This window comes from Sphingomonas sp. GM_Shp_2, assembly GCF_026540875.1.
GTDB lineage: Bacteria > Pseudomonadota > Alphaproteobacteria > Sphingomonadales > Sphingomonadaceae > Sphingomonas > Sphingomonas carotinifaciens.
In genome coordinates, this window is record NZ_JALNUQ010000029.1 from 24,592 (window position 1) to 46,164 (window position 21,573).

Here is a 21,573-nt window from a genome sequence, read left to right on the forward strand (position 1 = left end):
TTCGGCATGGGCTATGTCGCGTCGGCACTGGCGGCGCGGCTGACCCGTGCCGGCTGGCAGGTGACGGGCACGACGCGCGACGGGCGGGACGGCACGATCCGCTTCGACGATGATGCGGCGGTGATCGCGGCGCTGGCGTCGGCGACGCATGTGCTGTCCTCGGTGCCGCCGGCGGACGAACGCGATCCGGTGCTGGACCGGTACGGTGCGTGGCTGGGGCGCGGCTGGCTGGGCTATCTGTCCTCCACCGGCGTCTATGGCGATGCCGGGGGCGCGTGGGTCGATGAGAGCGCACCGACCGGCGGCGGGCGGCGGGTGGCGCGCGCGCAGGCGGATGCGGCGTGGCTGGCGCGGGGTGCGCGGGTATTCCGCCTGCCCGGCATCTATGGGCCGGGCCGCTCGCCGATCGACCGGGTGCGCGCGGGGCGGGCGCACCGCATCGGGCTGGCCACCCAGGTGTTCAGCCGGGTGCATGCCGACGATATCGTGGCGGGCGTGATCGCCGGGTTCGATGCGCCGGCCGGGGCGTACAACCTGGCCGACGATGTCCCATGCCCGCAGGACGATGTGGTGGCGTTCGCCGCGGCGCTGATCGGCCTGCCGCCGCCGCCGGTCGTATCCCTGGACAGCCTGTCGCCGATGGCGCGTGGTTTCTATGCGGAGAACCGGCGGGTGGCGAACGGCAAGGCGAAGCGGGTGCTGGGCTGGACCTTGCGCTTTCCCGATTACCGGTTGGGCCTGCGCGCGCTGAGTGCGATGACCAGCCCCAGCCCGGTGACGGCGGCCCCGGCGGCGGCGAGCGGCGACCAGCGATAGCCCTCGAACAGCGTCGACAGCAGCATCGCGATGACGGGGACGATGACGCTGGAATAGGCCGCCTTGGCCGGGCCGATGACGCGCAGCACGCGGTAATAGAGCGGAAAGGCGAGCGCGGAGGCGGCGAGGCCGAGATAGACGATGCCGGCGACATAGCCGGCGCGCCACTCGAAGCTGGGTGGCCCGGCCAGCGCATAGGCGAGCAGGGCATCCATGCCGGCGCCCGAGAGCATCGCCACGGCAAGGACGCTGTGCATCGGATAGCGTTTCGCGGTGCGGGTCGCCTGCATGACGTTGGCGGTGGAGGCGGCGAGGATGGCGAGGGCGGTGAAGCCGATGCCGGCAAGGGCGTTGGCGGGGCCGGCGGGATCGACGCGCGCCTCGTGCACGAAGAGGAGGGCGGCGCCGGCCATGGCGACGGCGGAGCCGGCGATGAGCTGTCCGCCGAGGCGCTGTCCGAGGAAGACGCGCGCGAACAGGGCGTTGGGGACGAGCAGCATCGCGAAGACGACGGCGACGAGGCCGGAGGTGATGAACTGTTCGGCCCGGTAGACGAAGTTGAAGTTCATCACGAACTGGAACACGCCGATGGCGAGCGCGAACAGCAGCCCGCCGGCGCCCAACCGGAAGCTTTCGCCGCGAAACTTCGCATAGGCGGCCATGGCGAGCCCGGCGACGAGGAAGCGGTAGCTGACCGACCAGGAGGGCGGCACCACACCCAGTTGATCGCGGATGACCAGCCAGGTCGATCCCCAGATCAGCGTGACGATCGCAAAGGGGACGAGGATCGCCGCCTTGGTCGATTGCGGGCGGTGGTCGAATTCGCTCACAGAAGGGCAATCGCGTCGGCGAGGCGGGCGACGGCGTCCTCGTCGCTGTCCCAGGCGGTGACGAGGCGGATCTCGCCCGCCGCCCAGTCGTAGAAGTCGAAGCCTTGCGCACGGAGCGCCGCGGCCTCGTCCGGGGTCATGCGCAGGAAGACCTCGTTGGCCTCGACCGGATGGACCAGCCGGTCGCCGGCGGCAGCGGCGAGGCGCGCGGCATGCGCGTTGGCGGCAGCGCCGTTGGCGATCCACAGATCGTCCTCGACCATCGCCAGGATCTGCGCGGCGAGATAGCGGCCCTTGGAAAAGAGCAGCCCGGCCCGCTTGCGGCGGCGGCGCGCGGCATCGGCATGGCCGGGGGTGAAGAAGACCAAGGCCTCCGCGCTCATCCCGCCATTCTTGACGAAGCCGAAGGACAGCGCATCGACGCCCGCGCGCCAGGTCAGGTCGGCAGGGTGCGCGCCGGTGCCGGCGACCGCATTGGCGAAACGGGCACCGTCCATGTGGAGCGCGAGGTTGCGGTTCCGGGCAAGTTCGCCGATCGCGGCAACCTCTTCGGGTGCATAGACGCGGCCATATTCGGTGGCGTTGGTGATCGAGATGGCGTGCGGCTGGACGCTGTGGACATGGGCCGGGATCGCATCCAGCAGATGGGCGATGGTGGCCGGCGTCAGCTTGGCACCCTCGCCATCCGCCAGCATCAGCTTGGCGCCGTGGGTATAGAATTCGGGGGCGCCGCCCTCGTCATTCTGGATATGCGCATCGCGGTGGCAGACGACACCGCCATAAGGCGGGCAGAGGCTGGCCAGCGCGAGGCAGTTGGCGGCGGTGCCGGTGGGCACCCACAACACCTCCACCGTGGTATCGAACAGCGCGGAAAGCCGTGCGTCCAAGCCTTGCGACCAGCGATCGCCGTCATAGGCGGTGTCCAGCGTGTCGGCGGCGACGATCGCATCGAGAATCTTGGGATGGATGCGGGCGGCGTTGTCGGAAAAGAAGCGCATGCGCAGCGCCTTGGGCGCGAGGCGAGGGGGCGTCAACGGCTGTCCGCGATGCGTCAGGGTGCGACGACGATCAACCGTTTCAGCGCCGGCCGCATCCTTGAGGCTCGACCGCGAGAATATGCCCCGGCACAGCCGGCTGCCCAGATCGGTGAGCAGCCACAGCGCGACGCCGGTATAGAGAAGCGGGTGGAGCAGCGCGATCATCGGCCCGGTCCGTCTCCCCGGTTGAGATCGACCGCCGCGGCGCGGACCTTGTAGATGCTGCAGGTGGATACTGCATGCGCCCGGGCGACGGTGGCGACATCGTCGCCCGACAGCGCGGTGGCGCCTCCGCTGCGTACGCGGCGCCCGTCACGGCGGCTTAGCACCGGTCGGTTTGGCCGGCAGCGGGGGCAATATGCGATTTTGCCCGTGACAGGGTCAAAGTCCGTTTTGGCATACATCGGGGTCAGCGCGGTTCCCCTCTCCCTTCCTGATGCTGGAGGGGTCCGTCGTGAAGCGATGGGAGGGTGAGGGGTAGACCAGCAGTGCTGCGCTGCTTCGCGGCCCCTCACCCTCCCCACGGCTAAAGCCGCGGGTCCCCTCCAGCATCAGGTCGTCCATGCCCCCGGCATGGACTAAACAGCGCGGGGCGCTGTTTACCTGATGCTCCCCGGAGGGGAGAGGGCTTACCGGATGCCGATCTCTAGAAATCCTCGTCCGGTTCCTCCGGTCCGTCGCGGGGGCGGCGGTCTTCGGGGGGTGGGCCGCGTTCCTCGTCGCGGCGGCCGCGGGCGGGGCCGACGATCAGCGAGCCGTCCTCGCCCAGCCGCATGTCGACGCCCATGCCCTGGATCAGATCGCCGACCGGGTCGCCGCTTTCCATCACATTGGCGTCGATGACATTCTCGTCGACGGCCTCTTCCACGACCGGGGCGGGGACGGGGGCGATGTCGAGCGCGGATTGCATGAAGTCGCGCCAGATCCGCGCCGGCACGCCGCCGCCGGACAGGCCGGGATTGGGGGTGTTGTCGTCGTTGCCGACCCAGACGCCGACCACCAGATCGCGCGCGAAGCCGACGAACAGCGCGTCGCGCGCATCCTGCGTCGTGCCGGTCTTGCCATATGCGTCGACGGTCAGCAGCGCCTCGCGCCCCGTGCCGCTGCGGATCGAGGAGCCGAGCAGGTCGAGCATGCCGTCATGCACGCTGGCGGAGAAACCCTGCGGGCGATCGGTCAGCGACTGGTACCAGCTCTTGTCGCGGACATCGGCGAGGCCGCGGGGTTGGACCGGATAGCTTTCGTTGGCGATCGCGGCATAGGCGGCGGTGAGTTCGAGGAGCGAGACGGTGGAGGTGCCGAGGCCGATCGTCGCCTCGTTGGCGATCGGGGTGGAGATGCCGAGATCGCGGGCCGCCTTGATGACCGCGCGGACGCCGACCTGTTGCGTCAGGCGTGCCGCCGCGACGTTGGACGACCGCGCGAACGCCTGACGCAGCGTGATGTCGCCGAGATAGCGGCCGTCGCTGTTGCGCGGCTTCCACCCGGCGATGTCGACGGGGCGATCCTCGACGGTCGAATCCGGGGTCAGGCCGGAGCGGAGCGCGGCGAGATAGACGAACAGCTTGAACGCGGAGCCGGGCTGGCGCCGCGCCTGGGTGGCGCGGTTGAACGGGCTCTTGGCGTAATCCTTGCCGCCGACCATCGCGACGACGCGGCCATCGGGGCGCATCGCGACCAGCGCGACCTGCGCCTGACGCAGCCCGGCGCGGCGCACGGTGCGCTCGGCCAGGCGCTGGAGGCGGCGGTCGAGCGTGGTCCTGACGGTCGCCTCGGTCTTGATCTCGCCGGCCTGATCGCGCGCTTCGGGCAGCACCCAGTCGGCAAAATAGGTGCCGCTGGGCAGGGTTTCGGGGCGCTGCGCCAGCACGCGTTGCGGGCGGACGGCATCGGCCTCCGCCTTGGTGAGGAAGCCGGCATCCTCCATCGCGGCGACGACCACCGCCTGCCGCTTGCGCGCGCCGGCAAGGTTGCTGGTGGGGGCGAGGCGCGAGGGCGCCTTGACCAGCCCGGCGAGCATGGCGGCCTGACCGATGTTGAGCGTCTTTGGCGTGCGGCCGAAATAATGCTTCGCCGCCGCGTCGATGCCGTAGACATTGTCGCCGAAATAGACGTTGGACAGATAGCGCGACAGGATCTCGTCCTTGGTCAGCCACGCCTCCAGCCAGAAGGCGATCATCGCCTCGCGGATCTTGCGTCCGGCGGTGCGGTCGGAATCGAGGAAGGCGTTCTTGGCGAGCTGCTGCGTGATCGTGCTGCCGCCCTCGCGCACGCCGCCCGAGCCGAGATTGTGGACCAGCGCGCGCAGGATGCCGCGCGGGTCGATGCCCCAGTGCGAATAGAAGCGCCGGTCCTCGATCGCCATGAACGCCTCGCGCACATGCGGGGGCAGGGTGGCGGCATCGACGGGCTTGCCGATGATCGCGCCGCGCCGGGCGATCGGCTGGCCATCATCGTCGGTCAGCGTGATCGAGGGCGGGGTGGGCGGTTGCAGCGAGCGCGAAAGGGGCGCGGTGACCGCCAGCCAGATGATCGCGACGACGAGCAGGACGATGCCGGCGCCGAGCCCGCGCACCAGCCACTTGCCCCAGGCGGGGCGGCGACGCGCGGGCTCGTCCACCGGGCCGAAGGACCAGCGTTCGTCATTCTCGTCATAATAAGGGCTGGCGTCGCCGATCGGTTCGAACGGGCGATCGGGTGGCGGACGCTCGCCCCGGAAAGGATCGTTGGGATTGAAGGGATCGGGGCGCATGACTTGGGGTTCCGGCGGTCGGCCACTCGCGTGTATTACCTTGGCAACGCACCGCTGGCAAGCTCATGCGCCTTTTACGCCGCGGGGGCGGCCTCGGGCAAGACGTCCTGCGTGGGCGCGTCCGCCAGCAGGCCGGCGCGTTTGGCGACCAGCGTCGGGACCAGCGCCTGCCCCGCGACGTTGATCGCGGTGCGGCCCATGTCGAGGATCGGGTCGATGGCGAGCAGGAGGCCGGCTCCCTCCAGCGGCAGGCCGAGGGTGGAGAGCGTCAGCGTCAGCATCACCACCGCGCCGGTCAGCCCCGCGGTCGCGGCCGAGCCGAGCACGGAGACCGCGACGATCAGCAGGTAATCGGTCGCATGGAGGGCAAGGCCGTAATATTGCGCGACGAACAGCGCGGAGATTGCCGGGTAGATCGCGGCGCATCCGTCCATCTTGGTGGTCGCGGCAAAGGGCACGGCAAAGGCCGAATAGGCGCGGGGCACGCCGAGGCGGCGTTCGACGGCATCCTCGGTGACGGGGAGGGTGGCGATCGAGGAGCGCGAGACGAAGCCGAGCTGGATGGCGGGCCAGGCGGCGGCGAAGAAGCGGCGGGGGGAGAGGCCGTTGGCGAGGAGGAGGAGGGGGTAGACGACGAACAGGACGAGGGCGAGGCCGAGATAGACGGCAAACGCGAAGCTGCCCAGCGCCGACAGCGATTGCCAGCCATAGCGGACGATGGCGTTGCCGAGCAGCGCGCCCGAGCCGATCGGGGTGAGGCGGATCACCCAGGTGAGGATGCGGCGGAAGATGGCCAGCGCGGAGGCGTTGAAGGACAGAAAGGCGTTGCCCGCCTCGCCCACCCGCACCGCGGCGACGCCGATGGCGACGGCCATGACGATGATCTGGAGGATGTTGAAGGACAGGGCGGTCGCGAAGCCGCCGGTGTCGGGCACCTTGGTGGCGGCGGACAGACCCAGAATATTGGCGGGAATCAGGCCGCGCAGGAAATCGAGCCAGGAGCCGGCGGTGTCGGGGCGGGTGGCGGTGGCGGGGGCGACGCCGGCATGGAGGCCGGGTTCGAGGATGGTGCCGAGGGCAAGGCCGATGGTGACCGCGATCAGCGCGGTGATGGCGAACCAGATAAAGGTGGAGGCGACGAGCCGCGCGGCATTGTTGAGATTGCGCAGCGCCGCGATTGACGCGACGATCGCGGTAAAGACCAGCGGCACGACCAGCACCTTGAGCAGCTGGACAAAGCTTTCCCCGACGATGCGAAGCGCCTCGGCCAGGCCGGTGAGGTTCGACTGGCGCGCGAGAAGGCCGAGCAGCAGGCCGGCGGCCATGCCGACGAACACCTGTGCCCCGAAGGAGAAGCGGATCTTCATCGCGGCAATGTAGTGCATGGCGACAGCCGCGACAGCCAAGATTTGCGTGAGGCGGCTAAAGCGCGGGACGGGCACCGATGCGCTCAGCCAGGGCGATCGTCGCCAGCATGGCGAGCGACAGCATGGCGATGGCGATGCCGAGCCCCGGCCAGCCCCATAGCCCGACGACCAGGCCGCCGAGCGGCGGGCCGATCAGCGCGCCGCCCGCGCCGAACTGGGTCAGCAGGCCGTTGGCGGTGGCGATGCGCGGATCGTCGGCCGCGGCGGCGCGCGCCAGGATCGGCAGGCGCGCAAAGACGAGCGGGGAGACGAGGCCGCTGGCGCCCACCACCGCCACCGCGACGAGCGCCGCCATGCCCCAGCCGCCGATATCGGCAAAGACCAGCGGCGCGAGCAGCGCGGTGACGGCAAGTGCGGGCGCGACGATGCGCATCATCGCGCTGGACCTGAGCGCACCGCGCCGCATCAGCGCCATCGCGATCGCCGATCCGGGAAGCGCGGCAAGCGAGGCAAAGGCGGCGACGAGCCCGGCGGTGGCGAGCGAGGCACCGCGCATCTCGGTCAGGAAGGTGGGCAGCAACATGGTCAGCGCGCACAGGAACAGCGTGTAGAGGCCGAAGCCGAAGGTGGCGATCCACGCCGCCGGCGCCGGCAACGCGAGCCCGCGGGACGCGGCGGTGCCGAGCGGCAGGCGCAGCGCCGGTATGACCGCCAGCGCCAGCAGCGCCGCCCAGAGCAGCAGCAGACCGGTGGCGTCGAGAACTTGCGTCCCCATCCCCGTCACCGCGCCGCCGACCGCGACGCCGACGGGCACGAAGCTGCTCCACAGGGCCAGCGCGCGGGGGCGGTCGCGGTCGCTTGCGATGGCGGCGATCGCGGTGGGCGCGGCGATGACGACGAGAAGATAGCCGATCCCCTCCACCCCGCGCGCGACGAACAGCGGGGCGGGGGTGGTGGCCAGCGCCTCGACCAGGCTGCATCCCGCCAGCGTGGCGAGCCCGGTGACCAGCGCGCGGCGATAGCCGATGCGGCCGAGCGCCAGCCCTGCGACGAAGCCGAGCAGGCCGCCGCCGACCTCCAGCAGCGAGATCAAGAGCCCGGTGGCGGGCAGCGACAGTGCAAAGCGGGCGCGCAGGACGGGCGCGATGGTGGAGAATTTGGCGAGCTGCGCGGCGGCCAGGACGCCGAGCAGCCAGAGCGCGATGATGGCGGGCCAGCGGCGATGCATGCGCTGCCGCCTAGCGGCGGGGCGGCGGGATCGCAAATGCAGGCGCCGTTTCGGCGGCGGCGCATGCCCGATGAAGGCGGACGGGGCGGCGTCATCATACCTATTGAGGGCGCTTCTTGACGATACTCTGGCCGCATGATGTGACGTTGGCGGATTTTGTCCGAGCGATGATTGACGACTCCCAAAACTTGTATGATAAACCGCATCAACAGCGGAATACCGTGACAAGAGGAGGGGTGAGGTGAGAACAGCGATGCTGATCGGTGCGTCTTCGGGCGCGATGGCCCTGTTGCTGGCGGGATCGCCGGCGGCGGCACAGACCAATCCACCGCCGGCCGCGCAGACCGCGTCGCCATCGTCCGACACCTCGGACGCCGCCGCCCAGGATGTGACCACGCGAGAGAGCGTGCCGCAGGAGGCCGCAGGTCAGCAGGATGCAGCAGCCACCGGCACCGAGGATGCCGCTATCGTCGTCACCGGTTTCCGCCGCAGCCTGGCCGAAGGGCTGGAACTGAAGCGTGAGGCGATCGGCGTACGCGACTCGATCGTGGCGGAGGATATCGGCAAATTTCCCGAGGCGAATGTCGCGGAATCGTTGCAGCGTATTCCGGGCGTGTTCCTGTCACGCGACGGCGCGTCCAACGAGGGCCAGAACATCAGTATCCGCGGCCTTGGTTCCAATTTCTCGGTGACGACGATCAACGGTGCGCCGGTGCGCACCACCTCGACCGGCGGTATCGGTAATTCGGGGCGGTCGTTCAACTTCGACGTGTTCCCCTCCGAACTGTTCGGCCGGGTCGACATCTACAAGAGCCCGCTCGCCAATCTGGAAGAGGGCGGCATTTCGGGCAATGTGGATCTGCAGACGCCGCGTCCCTTCGACAACAAGGGGCGCACGATCCGCTACAATCTGGCGCAGAACTACAACACCCAGTCGGACGAGTTCCGGCCGCGCGGCTCGCTGCTGATCAGCGACACCTGGGGCAATTTCGGCGCATTGATCGGCGTGGCGTTCGCGCAGAACGTGAACGAGCGTTCGGGCTTCCAGTCGACGGGCGGGTATAATTCTACAACGCTGGCGGCGCCCGGTTTCCTGACCCCCGCGCCGCCGCCGAACACGACCGGCACCTTTCCCTTCGCGCTGGATCTGGACAATCCGGCCGCCAATTTTGGCAGCCTGACGCGCCAGCAGGTCGCGGGCGCCTTCCTGCCGCGCTTCTACCGCGTGTTCGCGTCCAGCAACGAACGCAAGCGCTTGGGCGGCGTCGCGTCGCTCCAGTATAAAAGCGACCGGTTCGAGGCGAGCCTGGATGGCATCTATTCGCGCATCACCGACGTGAACGACGAATTCACCTTCGGCGTGCCGGTGCGCAACAGCCGCACCGTCCCCGGCACGACCAGCCTGCCTGGGCGCGGCACCAATTCGGGCCTGATCCCGGTCGACGTCAAGATCGACCAGTACAACAACCTTTACGGCACGTTCGACAACAGTTCGATCCTGACCGAAAGCTTCTACCGCGACGCCAAGACCGAGTTCAAATACGGTATCGCGCGGGCCGCCTGGGACGCGACCGACACGCTGAAGCTGACCGCGCAAGGCAATCTGAACGAGAGTGTCGCTTTCTCGACCGGTAATCGCATCGTCACCAACATCTACAGCATCCGGACGACCTTCGACCCGACGGGCAATGTCAGCTATCCGACGATCAGCTCGCCCCTCGATTTCACCAACCCGCGCAACTTCACCGACCCCAGCCTGGGCTTCGGATCGGCGCGCGAGGTGGACAAGCAGCGCAGCGGGCGCGTGGTGGCGACCTGGGACGCGGGCGAGTTCGCCGGGGCGGAATGGTCGGCATTGCTGGGCGGCAGCTACGTTTCGAGCGTGAAGGAGGTGGAGCGTCGCGACGGCACCGCGATCGGTCGCACGCGTACCCTGCCGGGTGGCGGCACGTTCGCGTCGATCGACGTGATCGGCAACATGGTGCCGTTCCTTCCGTTCGGGCCTCTGCGCAACGGCGGCAATCCGGGCTATCCATCGAGCTTCGCGACCTTTACGCGCGATTTCGTCAACGGGTATCTGGATGCGAACGGCGCCAACGCCGCATCGCCCGTGCAGCTCAATTCGGCATTTCGCGCCGAGGAGATCGTGAAGGCGGCCTTCTTCGAGGCGAACATGAAGCTGCCGCTGGGCGGCGGCGATCTGCGCGGCAATGTCGGCATCCGCTATGCCGACACCGACATCATCATCAACAACTATGTCCCGGCGGGCGGCGGCAACTTCGTCCCGCGCGAGCGGGAGGGCGGGTACAGCAACTGGCTGCCCTCGCTCAGCCTGGCATGGGACATCACGCCCAAGGTGCTGGTGCGCGCCTCCGCCGGCAAGACGATCACGCGCGCGGCGCTGGTCGACATTGCCAGCGGGATCGCCATCCCCAACCGCTTCAACCCCGATGTGACGGTGGGCAACCCCGAACTCCGGCCGCAGACCTCCACCAACTACGATATCAGCGCCGAATGGTATTTCCAGCCGGGCGCCATCCTGGGGATCGGTGCGTTCAAGAAAAGCCTGAAGGGGACGCCGCAGGCAGTGACGATCTTCGGTGTGCCGTTCAGTTCGCTGCAACTGTCGCAGGACCTGTTCGACCGCCGTTCGCTGACGGGCAGCGACACGGGCACGATCCTGCCCGACCAACCGTTCAACGTGACCACGGTGCAGAACCAGGGCACGCTGGACCTGAGCGGGATCGAACTGTCGTACCAGCAGAGCCTGACCTTCCTGCCGGCGCCGTTCGACGGGCTGGGCGTGCTGGGCAGCTTCACCAAGGTCTGGCGCGATGGCAACGACTTCGTCACCAGCCAGGGCACGGCCGTCGGCATTTCGACGGTGCCGGATTATTCGTACAGCGCCACCGCCTTCTACGAGAAGGGGCCGTTCGCGATTCGCGGGTCGTATAATTACCGTGCACGCGCCGGCAACAGCTCGATCAACAACGGCAACGACCAGATCGTCTATACCGCGCCGCAAGGCTTTCTGGACGGAACGGTCAGCTACCAGATCAACAAGCAGTTCGAGCTGCGCATCGATGCGCTGAACATCACCAACGAGAACCTCTACCTTTATTACGAAAATCCCGATCAGGAGAAGGGCAACGGCCTTTCGCGGCGGGACAATTCCTTCTTCAACGGCACCACCATCACCTTTGGCATCCGCGGCAGCTTCTGATCCCGACCCCTCCTGGGTGCCCGGCCCGGACCCCGGCCGGGCACCCGCTTTTTTGGCCGCTGCGGGTTGCGGTGGCCGGATGGCTGTGCTGTTCGGCTCCCCATGCACAATTACGCTTTGGCCATCGCGCTGATCGGCGCCCTTGGCGTCGGTGCCCAGTGGCTCGCATGGCGGACGGGCTGGCCCGGCATCGCCCTGATGCTGGCGGCCGGCATCATCGCCGGACCGGTGACCGGCCTTGTCCGCCCCGCCGAGGTGTTCGGCCCGCTGCTGGAGCCCGCCGTGTCGATCGCGGTCGCGGTGATCCTGTTCGAAGGCGGATTGAGCCTGAATTTCCGAGAATTGCGCAAGACCGAGGGCGCGGTGATGCGGCTGGGCCTGATCGGCATGCCGGTCGGCTGGGTGCTGGGGACGCTGGCCTGTTACTATATCGCCGGGCTGGTGTGGCCGGTGGCGATCCTGTTTGCCGGCATCCTGGTCGTCACCGGGCCGACGGTGGTGCTGCCGCTGCTGCGCCAGAGCAACATCGCGGCGCGGCCGCGCGCGATCCTGAAATGGGAAGCGATCGTCAACGACCCCTTTGGCGCGCTGTTCGCGGTCATCACCTATGAATATCTGCGCCGGTCGGGCGACGGCGCGTCGCTGGCAGGCGTCACCGCATCGATCCTGTTCGCCGCGATCGTCGCAGGGGTGATCGGCTTTGCCATGGCCTGGGCGATCAAATGGGCGTTTCCGCGCGGCCATGTGCCCGAGCATCTGAAGGCGCCGGTGCTGTTCGTCGCGGTGATCGTCACCTTTGTGCTGTCCAACCTGATCCAGCACGAGACCGGGCTGGTCGCGGTGACGGTGATGGGCGTGGCGCTGGCCAACATGAAGCTGAGCAGCCTGCGCGACGTGCATCCGTTCAAGGAGAATGTGACCGTCCTGTTGATCTCGGGCGTGTTCGTCCTGCTGTCCGCCTCGCTGGACCTGGACGTGGCACGGCGGTTCGAATGGCGGTTCCTGGCGTTCCTGATCGCGCTGCTCTTCCTGGTGCGGCCGGCGACGGTGCTGGTCAGCTTGGCCTTTTCCAAGGTGCCGTGGCGCGAGCGCATCCTGATCGCGTGGATCGCGCCGCGCGGCATCGTCGCGGTGGCGATGTCGGGGCTGTTCGCACTGAGACTCGGGGCGCTGGGCTATGGCGACGGCGGCATCCTGGTCACGCTGTCGTTCGGCGTGGTGGTGGCGACGATCGTCGCGCACGGCTTCAGCATCCGCTGGGTCGCGCGGCGGCTGGGCGTGACCGCGACCGGGCAGCGCGGGCTGCTGATCGTGGGGGCGACGCCGTGGAGCCTGGCGCTGGCGCGCCACCTGCAGCAACTGGAGGTGGCGGTGACGATCAGCGACGCGAACTGGCGTGCGCTGACGGGCGCGCGCCAGCATGGGCTGTCGACCTTTCACGGCGAGATCCTGGCGGAGACGAGCGAAGAGCATCTGGACATGGGCCGCTTCCAGGCGCTGGCGGCGGCGACCCCGAACGAGGCGTATAACGCCCTGGTGTGCAGCGAGTTCGCCCCCGAGATCGGGCGCGACGCGGTGTATCAGCTCGGTGGCGGCGGGGGCGACAGCGCGCCCGACGATCGTGGCCTGTCCGAAGCGCTGCGCGGGCGGTCGCTGTTCGCGTCGGGGGTCGGCATCGACGAGATCGAGGCGCGGGCGGCCGCCGGCTGGACCTTCCGCAAGACGCGGATCAGCGAACAGTTCGACTTTGCCGCGGCGCGCGCCGCCCTGCCGGCCGAGGCGGACCTGCTGCTGGTGCTGCGCCCCGGCGGGCAGTTGCGCTTCTTCACCCATGCGACCCGACCGATGCCGGTGGCCGGCGACGTGATCGTGTCCTACGCGCCGCCGCAGCCGCGCCGCGACGGGGCTGGTGCCGAGGTGGAGGCTGTCGCATGACCGGATCATCGTTCGCAAAGGGGAGGGGTATGACCATGTTGCGCCATCCGCTGGGATTGTGCGTCCTGCTGGGCCTGTCGCTGGCGGGGTGCGAGGGCGGCGCGCCGTCGAACACCGTCGCGCCAGTCAACGCCGCCGACACGCTCACCCCCCCGCTTCCCGTGCCGAGCCCGACGCCCGAGGGCGAGGTGAAGTCGATCATCCGCCCGGCGGTCCATGCCGAGGTGGCCGAGGCGCCCGAGCCCGAAGCGACGCCCGAACCGCTGTCGCGCACGATCGGCTTCCCACGCAGTGCCGCGCTGGACGATGCGGCGCGCGCGGCGCTGGATGCGCTGGCGCAGGAGGCGCGGACGCGGGGCGGCCCGATCGTGCTGCGCGGCCATTCCGACTCGCAAGGGTCGGACAAGGACAATCTGCGCACCGCCCGCCGGCGGGCGGAGGTGGTGCGCGACTATCTGGTCGAGCAGGGGGTGCCGCGCGAGCGGATCACCGTGATCGCGCTGGGCGAGGCGCGGCCGATCGCCCCGAATGCCAAGCTGGACGGCAGCGACGATCCCGAGGGGCGCGCCCGCAACCGGCGGGTGGAGGTGGAGATCGGGGTGCCCCCCGCGGCGACGCCGCCCGCTCCTGCTGCGGCGGAGGCACCCGCCCCGGCCGCGACGCCGACGCCGGCGTCGGCACCGGCGGGATAGCGCGACGGCCACGCAGCCTTGACGATGCAACGGCGTTATGCGCTTGAAACAGCGCGGGCTGCATGGGCGAACAATGTGACGGTGGTGGCAGGCAGCAAGGAAGCGGCGTTCCTGATCGGGGGCGGCGAAATGGGGGAGCGGATCGGCGCCTTTGCGTGGGAGACCACGCCGGTCGGCGCGATCGCGAGCTGGCCGGTGGCGATGCGCACGGTGCTGGCCTTTGTCTTGCGCTCGCCGGTGCCGATCGTCACCCTGTGGGGTCCGACCGGCGTGATGATCTACAACGACGCCTATCGCGGGTTCGCGGGCGACCGCCATCCGGCACTGCTCGGCACCAACGTGCTGGAGGGCTGGCACGAGGTCGCGGACTTCAACGCGCATGTGATGCAGGTGGTGTATCATGGCGGCGGCACGCTGTCGTACCAGGACCAGGAACTGACGCTGGTGCGCGACGGCACGCCGCGCGCCTTGTGGACCGACCTGGAATATTCCCCGGCGCTGGACGATGACGGCCGGCCGATCGGCGTGGTCGCGGTGGTGATCGAGACGACCGAGCGCGTGCTGGCGGGCCGCCGGTTGCAGGACGACCGCGACCGGTTGTGGGCGATCTCGCAGGACCTGCTGCTGGTCTGCACCTTCGAGGGGATCATCACCGCGGTAAATCCCAGCGCGACGCGGATGCTGGGCTGGGCGGAAACGGAACTGGTGGGCCAGCCGCTGGAAACCTTTCTCCACCCGGACGATCTTCCCAGCACCGCGGCCGAACTGTCCACGCTGAGCGACGGGGTGACGACGCTGGCGTTCGAGAACCGGTACCGGACCAAGGCGGGCGATTACCGCCTGCTTGCCTGGACCGCGGTGCCGTCGTCCGGGCGCATCCATGCGGTGGGGCGCGACATCACCGAAGAAAGGCGGCTGGCACGCGACCGCGAGCGGATCTGGACGCTGTCGCCGGTGCTGAAGGTGGTGACCGATGCCGCGGGCATTATCACCAACGTCAATCCGTCCTGGACCGCGACGCTGGGCTGGACCCATGCCGAATCGGTCGGGCGGCGCAGCACCGATTTCATGGAGGATGACGAAGGATCGTGGCGCGAGCGGGTGCGCATCCTGTCCGCGGGGCAGGCGCTGCACGATTACCGCACGACCCTGATCGCCAAGTCGGGCGAGCGACGGCTGATCCGCTGGACGACGGTACCGGAGGGGGGGACCTTTTACGGTTTCGGCCATGACGTGACCGCCGAGAACGAGGCCGCCGCGGCACTGGCCACCGCCGAGGCGCAGTTGCGGCAAAGCCAGAAGATGGAGGCGGTGGGCCAGCTGACCGGCGGCATCGCGCATGACTTCAACAACCTGCTGCAAGGGATCACCGGCAATCTGGAGATCGTCGAGCGGCGGGTGGCGCAGGGGCGGACCGAGGAACTGGACCGTTTCGTGACGGCGGCGGCGACCGCGGCGAACCGGGCGGCGTCGCTGACCCACCGGCTGCTCGCCTTTTCGCGCCGCCAGCCGCTCGATCCGAAGCCGGTGGAGGTCAACCGGCTGATCGGATCGATCGAGGACCTGTTGCGCCGCACGATCGGCGAGCGGATCGCGCTGGACCTGCATCTGGACGCCGATCTGTGGCCGACCCGGTGCGATCCCAACCAGTTGGAAAGCGCGATCCTGAACCTGGCGATCAACGCGCGCGATGCGATGGAGGGTGGCGGCCGCCTGACCATCGAGACGGGCAACGTGACCCGCGACAACGGCGCGTTCGTGTGCATCCGGGTGGGCGATACCGGCACCGGCATGGATACCGACACGATCGCGCGCGCGTTCGAACCGTTTTTCACCACCAAGCCGATCGGGCGCGGCACCGGGCTGGGCCTGTCGATGATCTACGGCTTTGCCAAACAGTCCGAGGGCACCGCGACGATCGAAAGCGCGCCGGGTGAGGGAACGAGCGTGCGGCTGTACCTGCCGCGCCATGACGGGCCGATGGACGAGGCGAGCGAGGCGCCGGCGGCGGCACCGGTGCCGCGCAGCGGCCGGGGCGAGGTGGTGCTGGTGGTCGAGGACGAGGCGGTGGTGCGCGCGCTGATCCTAGAGGAACTGCAGGAGCTGGGATACCGCACGCTGGCGGCGGGCGACGGCGCAAGCGGCTTGGCGCTGCTGAGAAGCCATGCGCGGATCGACCTGCTGGTCACCGACATGGGCCTGCCCGATCGCGACGGGCGTCAGGTGGCGATGGAGGCACGGGCGATGCGCCCCGCGCTGAAGGTGCTGTTCATGACCGGCTATGCCGAAACCGCCGCCGCCGCGTCCGGCTTCATGGAGCCGGGGATGGCGATGATCACCAAGCCGTTTGCGATGAACGTGCTGGCGGAGCGGGTGCAAGGGATGCTGGCGGGGTAGGCTCAACCCACACTCTCCGGCCTCAGCGAAGCCGAAGGTCAGGCGATGGCGGCTGTGCTTCGGCTTCGCTCAGCACGAACGGAGGGAGTGTTTACCGCTCGGGCGCAGCTATCGGTCGGGCATGGGATCGCGCGGGGTGGCGACCTGGGTTGCGTTGGCGTCGCTGCGTTCCTTTTGCCGGGCATGGCTGAAGATCATGCCGGCATAGGTGAGGATGCCGAGGACGAACACGACGGCGATGATGACGGCGAAGCGGCGGATGATCGGGGCCTCCCGACGTTCGCGACGCTCGGCGCGGGCGTCGGCGGCGTGGACCCGGTCGTCGAGATGGGGATCAGGCAAGTTTCAGCCCTTCCTTGTTCATCTGGCGGGTCAGATGGGCGTTCTGGGCCTCGGAGAGTTCGGCGCGCAGGCGCGGGAACAGATCGTCCTCCTCCTCGCGCATATGCTGTTCGATCATCGTGCGAAATTCGCGCAACTTGGGCAGCCAGGCGGGATCGTCCTTGGCCATCTCGCCCAGATCGAAGAAATATTGCTTCACATAGCCATGTTCGTGATTCAGATGATCCGCCGCCTCGGGCATGCCCCGGTCGCGCATCATCGCGTAGACGGCGTTCTCCTCCTGCAAGGCATGTTTACCGATCGCGTGCTTCAACTGCGCGAGCAGCACGGTGCGACGCCTCGTGTCGCTCGCATCGCTGCGTTCCAGCGCGTCGAACAGGGCGAGTGCCGCGGCATGTTCGGCGGCGAGCGCCTTGTCCCATTCACCCGCGAGCAGGGTGGGCGCCTGAACCGCGGCCTTGCGGGCGAGGTTCGCGGCGATGCCGATCGCGATCCCGGCCGCCATGCCGATCGCCAGCGTGTGGCGCCCTTCGCGCGGTTCGTCCGATTGGGTCATGCATCCACTCCGTCAGCCACAAACAGGCGTACCGGACCAACGGGACAGGATGGGGATCGTTGCCGCAATTCTCGGGAAAATCTCGTTGATCTACGTTACAGATCAATGGGTTGCTCGATCGCGGTGGCGATTGCCACCGCGCCGGTGATGGCGCCGTGCGCGCGCACCGGGGCAAAGGCCAGGCGGACGGGCCTTTCCGTACCCGCGCGCGTCAGGAAGCGGGTCGCGAAGGCCGGCGGCGGTGTGCCGGTCAGCACCGCCTCCACCTGATCGGCGGTGGCACGGCGCAACGACAGCGGCAGGATGTCGGTCAGCCGGACGCCGTGCAGCTTGTCCGGGGCGAAGCCCGCCAGCCGTGCGAACCCCGCATCGACCTCCGCCAAGGTGCCGCGCATCGACAGCAGCGCGCGACCGACCTCGCCGTGCGCGGCCAGCGCGGCCAGCGTCGCGCTGCGCGCGTCTTCATGACGCTCGGTGGCGAGCTGGTCGGTGATGTCATCGAACAGGCAGGCGGACCCGCCGGCAAACGGCATGGCCCGCAGCCGCAGCCAGCGCCCCTCCCGCGCGAAGGAGGGCAGTTCCAGGCAGGTGGTGGCGCCCGATGCCACGGCGCGGGCCAGCGCGGCATAGCCGGGCCGATCCTCTATCCCCGGCCAGATCGAGGGCAGCGCCCGGCCGCGCACCGCCTCTGCCGAGACCATCAGGAAGGCGCAGGCGGCGGCGTTGATCGCGCGCACCCGCATCGCGCCGTCCAGCGCCAGAAAACCCTGTTCCAGATGCTCCAGCACATGCGACACGGGCGGCACCGCGCCGGGATCGGCATCGGCATCGCTGGGCGCCGCCAGCGCCTCGAACGCGGCGAGCGACAGCATGACCAGCCGCGGGCGACCGTGATGGGTGATGAATACCGGGCCGGCGGCGGCGCGCGCCTGCCATGTGCCGAATTGCCGTACCAACTCGCCCGCGGTTACCGCGGGCGGCGCCGCCCCATTCCTTGCCAGGATCATCGGCTCCCTTTCCGATCAACCAGTCCCCGTTTCCTGTCATGCGTAGAACTATTTAAACATTCCAGTGTTTTAAGTCCCGATGCCGATCTATTCGCCACCGGAACGGGGTTGTCGTAAATTGCGTGAAACGCGGTGCGGCGATGGCGTGGGGCGGCCGGCTATTACATCGCCCCCCACGCAAATGTCGTATTTCGTGCCGATTGCACGGGAACGCCGCGTTAGGATTCGGCAGGCGACCATGGCCCTGTCCGGCACTCTCCCCACCCCTCGCCGGACGGAGGAGGACAGGATGGCCGGCACCGGATACGCCCCCCCCGATCCGATGGCCGCATCATATGGAGCGATGGTCCCGCTTCCCACGCGTGCCGCCGGCCATCCTGTCACCGATGCAGGGCAGGCCTGCCCGCTCGGGTTCTGACATCGTGACGGCCGGGGCGGCTTCTCCATCCGGTGCCCCGGCCGTTTCCCGCCATCCCGTCTGGTTGCGCTGGATCACCCGCCTGCTGCCGATGCGGCGCGGGCGGCCGGATCATGCGCCGGTCAGCTATCACGCACGGCGTGCCGCACAGGAGCGGGCCCTGGCCCGGCAGGCACGCTGTGCCGTCGCGCGCGCCCGTCATCTGGCGCTGGCGGAACTGCACAGCGCGCATGACCGGCTGGAAAGCGGCGTGCCGAACCCGGTACCACCCGGACCACGGACGATGGAGTCGGCGCTGCGCGGGGCAATGATGCCCTCCACGCAGCGCAGCCGGTTGCCGGATATCGCGACCGGACCTTAGCGGGTAGCCTCCCCACCGGAGGCGAGCGCATCGCGCAGGTGCTGCACGCGTTCGTTGAGCGTGCCCAACTCCTCCAGCGACATCCCCGACTGCGCGATCAGCTTTTCCGCCAGACAGCCGCAGCGGTCGCGCAAGTCCCACCCGGCCTGGGTCAGGGCGACCTGAACCTGACGCTCGTCAAGGGGATTGCGGGTCCGCTTGACCAGTCCCGATGCCTCCAGCCGCTTGACCAGCGGGGTCACCGTGCTCGACTCCAGCGCGAGGCGCGACGCGATCGCGCCGACGCTGCGGCCATCCTCCTCCCACAGCGCGTGCAGCACCAGATATTGCGGATAGGTGATCCCCAGCGCGTCGAGCAGCGGCTTGTACGCCCGGTTGATCGCCATCGACGTGGCATAAAGCGAGAAGCACAACTGGCTGTCGAGCGGCGCGGGGGCGGCCATGGCAATCATCCTTTCGCGTGTACGATTTCGATATCGCGATAAACATTCCGCTGGACAAGCCCGGTATGACCTCCTACATAGGTATCGCGATAAATATTATTCCGATAAGGAGAATAGCATGTCGGTCGATGTAAAGTACCGCACCGCAGCTACCGCCACCGGCGGGCGCGATGGTCATGCCCGTGTCGATGACGGCAATTTCGACGTGAAGCTGTCCACCCCCAGGGAATTGGGCGGTGCGGGCGGCGAGGGTACGAACCCCGAGCAACTGTTCGCGGCTGGCTATGCGGCCTGTTTCATCGGCGCGCTGAAGGCGGCCGGTCATCAGCTGAAGGTCGCGGTGCCCGCGGATACGCAGGTATCGGCCACGGTCGGCATCGGTCCGCGCGCAGCCGGCGGGTTCGGCATCACCGCCGACCTGACCGTGGCGCTGCCCGGCGTCGCGCCCGATGTGGCGCAAACGCTGGTCGACACCGCGCACCAGATCTGCCCGTACAGCAACGCGACGCGCGGCAATGTCGATGTCGGCCTGACGCTCGCCTGATCTTTTCCCATCGGGCCTGCCCGCGTTTCCCTCCCTTGGACGCGAGGGGCGGGCCCGTTCCGGCGGTATCCTCCCATGCCGCGCAGGACCCGGCGGCGACGGCACCCCTCCCTGGCCGTCGCCGCCGGTTTTGATTCTAGCCTGCCGCCTGCCCGACCCTGGCCAGCACCGCGGCGTGCGGGGGCAGCGTGCGGGCGAGCGTGGCATTGGCGCGGCGCATCTGGCGCAGCGCATCGGCTACCCGGTCCTCGTCCAGCGCATCGACGATCGGGTCATAGCCATCGGGCATGATGTTCTGCCCGATCATCACCGCGACCCAGCTGGGGACCGCGAACAATTCGTCGTCATAGCGGAAGATGCGGCCCTTTTCGCGGAACAGCGCGATCTTCTCGGCCAGTGTGTCGGGGATCGTCATGGTGCGGACGTGGCGCCAGAAGGGCGTGTCGTCGCGGCGGGTGGCGTGATAGTGCAGGATGATGAAATCGCGGATGCCGTCATAGGCGTCGGTCATGAAGCGATTATAGCGATCGCGCTCGATCGCGGTGAAACGCTTGTCGGGAAACAGCGCGAACAGCTTCGATATGCCGTTCTGGATCAGGTGGATGCTGGTCGATTCCAGCGGCTCCAGGAAGCCGCCGGCCAGGCCCAGCGCCACGACATTGCCTTCCCACATGCGCTGATAGCGGCCGGCCCTGAACGACAGGCGGCGTGGGGTGTCGGTCGGCTCGGCATCGAGATTGGCGAGCAGCAGGCGCTCGGCCTCGGCATCGTCCATGAAGGCGCTGGCATAGACATGGCCGTTGCCGGTGCGGTGTTGCAGCGGGATGCGCCATTGCCAGCCCGCGGGCCTTGCGGTGGCGCGGGTATAGGGCAGCACCGGATCGGTCCGGCGCGTCGGCACGGCCAGCGCCCGGTCGCAGGGCAGCCAGTGCGACCAGTCGACAAAGGGCACCCCCATCGCCTGGCCGAGCAGCAGGCTGCGAAAGCCGGAGCAGTCGATGAACAGGTCGCCGGCGACGCGGCGGCCGTCCCCCAGCACCACCGCGGCGACATGGCCGTTGGCGGGATCGCGCTCGACGCGCTCGATCCGCCCCTCGATCCGGGTGACGCCGCCGGCCTCCGCCTGCGCGCGCAGAAAGGCGGCGTAGCGGCCGGCATCGAAATGATAGGCATAGGCCAGCCCCGACAGGGGTGAGCGCGGGTCGGCGACGGGCGGTGCGAAGGTGCCCGCGTGCGCCGCGGCGGCGGCCATCGCGTAATCGTCGATCGGGCCGATGCCGTCGCGGTCGCGCAGCTTCAGCCAGGCCTGGTGGAAGTTCAGCCCGTCGAAATCGCGCCCGTGATGGCCGAAGGGGTGGAAATACCGATCCTCGCCGGTGTCCCAGCCGACGAATTCGATACCCAGCTTGTAGCTGCCGCCGGTGGCGGACAGGAATCGGCCTTCATCGATACCGAGCAGGCGGTTGAAGCCGATGATCGGCGGGATCGTCGCTTCGCCGACACCGACCGTGCCGATCGCATCCGATTCGACCAGGGTGATGCGGCGCTGTCCATCGTCGAGGAAGCGGGCAGCGGCGGCGGCGGCCATCCAGCCGGCGGTGCCGCCGCCGACGATGACGACATGG

Annotated in this window: 18 protein-coding genes; 7 read left to right on the top strand and 11 right to left on the bottom strand. The window is 68.8% G+C overall.

All coding sequences use genetic code 11. The annotated features are described in order from the left end of the window. Positions 1 to 6: 6 nt before the first annotated feature. Positions 7 to 816 (top strand): NAD(P)-dependent oxidoreductase, encoded by an 810-nt coding sequence (locus OXR08_RS11220; RefSeq protein ID WP_267349905.1) that lies wholly within the window; start codon positions 7 to 9, stop codon positions 814 to 816. Here OXR08_RS11220 and OXR08_RS11225 read toward each other — a convergent pair. The 6 genes from OXR08_RS11225 to OXR08_RS11250 form a co-directional block, all read right to left on the bottom strand. Next, positions 726 to 1,646 carry a DMT family transporter gene (locus OXR08_RS11225; RefSeq protein WP_112381609.1) on the bottom strand — a complete coding sequence of 307 codons (921 nt, stop codon included), beginning with the start codon at positions 1,644 to 1,646 and terminating at the stop codon, positions 726 to 728. The two genes, OXR08_RS11220 and OXR08_RS11225, sit on opposite strands and share 91 nt — an antisense overlap. Further along, positions 1,643 to 2,644: a beta-eliminating lyase-related protein gene (locus OXR08_RS11230; protein WP_267349907.1), complete on the bottom strand. Its 1,002-nt coding sequence runs from the start codon at positions 2,642 to 2,644 to the stop codon at positions 1,643 to 1,645. Before OXR08_RS11230 ends, OXR08_RS11225 begins: the two co-directional genes overlap by 4 nt. Before the next feature lie 200 nt (positions 2,645 to 2,844). Then, entirely contained in the window at positions 2,845 to 3,012 is a 168-nt protein-coding gene (locus OXR08_RS11235; RefSeq protein WP_267349877.1) for a hypothetical protein, read from the bottom strand. 317 nt (positions 3,013 to 3,329) lie between these two features. Beyond that, complete coding sequence (locus OXR08_RS11240) at positions 3,330 to 5,435, bottom strand: PBP1A family penicillin-binding protein (RefSeq protein WP_267349879.1); 2,106 nt, start codon at positions 5,433 to 5,435, stop codon at positions 3,330 to 3,332. Between the two features lie 74 nt (positions 5,436 to 5,509). Continuing rightward, on the bottom strand, positions 5,510 to 6,802 hold the full coding sequence (locus OXR08_RS11245; protein ID WP_112381811.1) for a dicarboxylate/amino acid:cation symporter: 1,293 nt from the start codon (positions 6,800 to 6,802) through the stop codon (positions 5,510 to 5,512). Positions 6,803 to 6,857: 55 nt separating this feature from the next. After that, positions 6,858 to 8,030 (bottom strand): MFS transporter, encoded by a 1,173-nt coding sequence (locus OXR08_RS11250; protein ID WP_267349881.1) that lies wholly within the window; start codon positions 8,028 to 8,030, stop codon positions 6,858 to 6,860. A gap of 241 nt (positions 8,031 to 8,271) precedes the next feature. On the opposite strand from OXR08_RS11250, the gene OXR08_RS11255 reads away from it, so the two are divergent. The 4 genes from OXR08_RS11255 to OXR08_RS11270 all read left to right on the top strand — a co-directional run bounded on the left by OXR08_RS11255 (position 8,272) and on the right by OXR08_RS11270 (position 16,277). Further along, positions 8,272 to 11,253, top strand: coding sequence for a TonB-dependent receptor (locus tag OXR08_RS11255; RefSeq protein ID WP_267349883.1), 2,982 nt, complete (start codon positions 8,272 to 8,274; stop codon positions 11,251 to 11,253). Between the two features lie 102 nt (positions 11,254 to 11,355). After that, positions 11,356 to 13,188 carry a sodium:proton antiporter gene (locus OXR08_RS11260; protein WP_267349885.1) on the top strand — a complete coding sequence of 611 codons (1,833 nt, stop codon included), beginning with the start codon at positions 11,356 to 11,358 and terminating at the stop codon, positions 13,186 to 13,188. A 29-nt stretch (positions 13,189 to 13,217) separates the two neighbouring features. Beyond that, positions 13,218 to 13,880: an OmpA family protein gene (locus OXR08_RS11265; RefSeq protein ID WP_267349887.1), complete on the top strand. Its 663-nt coding sequence runs from the start codon at positions 13,218 to 13,220 to the stop codon at positions 13,878 to 13,880. A 75-nt stretch (positions 13,881 to 13,955) separates the two neighbouring features. Further along, positions 13,956 to 16,277 carry a PAS domain S-box protein gene (locus tag OXR08_RS11270; protein ID WP_346731902.1) on the top strand — a complete coding sequence of 774 codons (2,322 nt, stop codon included), beginning with the start codon at positions 13,956 to 13,958 and terminating at the stop codon, positions 16,275 to 16,277. Between the two features lie 108 nt (positions 16,278 to 16,385). Here OXR08_RS11270 and OXR08_RS11275 read toward each other — a convergent pair whose 3' ends face one another. The 3 genes from OXR08_RS11275 to OXR08_RS11285 form a co-directional block, all read right to left on the bottom strand. Further along, positions 16,386 to 16,619 carry a hypothetical protein gene (locus OXR08_RS11275; RefSeq protein ID WP_149681269.1) on the bottom strand — a complete coding sequence of 78 codons (234 nt, stop codon included), beginning with the start codon at positions 16,617 to 16,619 and terminating at the stop codon, positions 16,386 to 16,388. Then, on the bottom strand, positions 16,612 to 17,175 hold the full coding sequence (locus OXR08_RS11280; protein WP_267349890.1) for a hemerythrin domain-containing protein: 564 nt from the start codon (positions 17,173 to 17,175) through the stop codon (positions 16,612 to 16,614). Before OXR08_RS11280 ends, OXR08_RS11275 begins: the two co-directional genes overlap by 8 nt. Before the next feature lie 95 nt (positions 17,176 to 17,270). Continuing rightward, positions 17,271 to 18,182 (bottom strand): PAS domain-containing protein, encoded by a 912-nt coding sequence (locus OXR08_RS11285; RefSeq protein ID WP_267349892.1) that lies wholly within the window; start codon positions 18,180 to 18,182, stop codon positions 17,271 to 17,273. Between the two features lie 482 nt (positions 18,183 to 18,664). Between OXR08_RS11285 and OXR08_RS11290 the strand changes: the two genes are divergently transcribed. Further along, positions 18,665 to 18,961, top strand: coding sequence for a hypothetical protein (locus OXR08_RS11290; protein ID WP_267349894.1), 297 nt, complete (start codon positions 18,665 to 18,667; stop codon positions 18,959 to 18,961). On the opposite strand, the gene OXR08_RS11295 is transcribed toward OXR08_RS11290, so the two are convergent. Continuing rightward, on the bottom strand, positions 18,958 to 19,404 hold the full coding sequence (locus OXR08_RS11295; RefSeq protein WP_267349896.1) for a MarR family transcriptional regulator: 447 nt from the start codon (positions 19,402 to 19,404) through the stop codon (positions 18,958 to 18,960). The genes OXR08_RS11290 and OXR08_RS11295 overlap by 4 nt on opposite strands. A 118-nt stretch (positions 19,405 to 19,522) precedes the next feature. Here OXR08_RS11295 and OXR08_RS11300 point away from each other — a divergent pair, with 118 nt between their 5' ends. After that, positions 19,523 to 19,948, top strand: a complete 426-nt coding sequence (locus tag OXR08_RS11300; RefSeq protein WP_267349898.1) for an organic hydroperoxide resistance protein — start codon at positions 19,523 to 19,525, stop codon at positions 19,946 to 19,948. Between the two features lie 136 nt (positions 19,949 to 20,084). Here OXR08_RS11300 and OXR08_RS11305 read toward each other — a convergent pair. Further along, positions 20,085 to 21,573 (bottom strand): tryptophan halogenase family protein (locus tag OXR08_RS11305; protein ID WP_267349900.1); only part of this gene is annotated, 1,489 nt, incomplete at its 5' end.

What these genes read in the sequence shown, in the direction of transcription:
- OXR08_RS11220 (WP_267349905.1), top strand. Translation starts at nt 7, where the DNA reads ATGGGCTATGTCGCGTCGGCACTGGCGGCGCGGCTGACCCGTGCCGGC.
- OXR08_RS11230 (WP_267349907.1), bottom strand. Translation starts at nt 2,644, where the DNA reads ATGCGCTTCTTTTCCGACAACGCCGCCCGCATCCATCCCAAGATTCTC.
- OXR08_RS11240 (WP_267349879.1), bottom strand. Translation starts at nt 5,435, where the DNA reads ATGCGCCCCGATCCCTTCAATCCCAACGATCCTTTCCGGGGCGAGCGT.
- OXR08_RS11245 (WP_112381811.1), bottom strand. Translation starts at nt 6,802, where the DNA reads ATGAAGATCCGCTTCTCCTTCGGGGCACAGGTGTTCGTCGGCATGGCC.
- OXR08_RS11250 (WP_267349881.1), bottom strand. Translation starts at nt 8,030, where the DNA reads ATGCATCGCCGCTGGCCCGCCATCATCGCGCTCTGGCTGCTCGGCGTC.
- OXR08_RS11260 (WP_267349885.1), top strand. Translation starts at nt 11,356, where the DNA reads ATGCACAATTACGCTTTGGCCATCGCGCTGATCGGCGCCCTTGGCGTC.
- OXR08_RS11265 (WP_267349887.1), top strand. Translation starts at nt 13,218, where the DNA reads ATGACCATGTTGCGCCATCCGCTGGGATTGTGCGTCCTGCTGGGCCTG.
- OXR08_RS11280 (WP_267349890.1), bottom strand. Translation starts at nt 17,175, where the DNA reads ATGACCCAATCGGACGAACCGCGCGAAGGGCGCCACACGCTGGCGATC.
- OXR08_RS11285 (WP_267349892.1), bottom strand. Translation starts at nt 18,182, where the DNA reads ATGATCCTGGCAAGGAATGGGGCGGCGCCGCCCGCGGTAACCGCGGGC.
- OXR08_RS11295 (WP_267349896.1), bottom strand. Translation starts at nt 19,404, where the DNA reads ATGGCCGCCCCCGCGCCGCTCGACAGCCAGTTGTGCTTCTCGCTTTAT.
- OXR08_RS11300 (WP_267349898.1), top strand. Translation starts at nt 19,523, where the DNA reads ATGTCGGTCGATGTAAAGTACCGCACCGCAGCTACCGCCACCGGCGGG.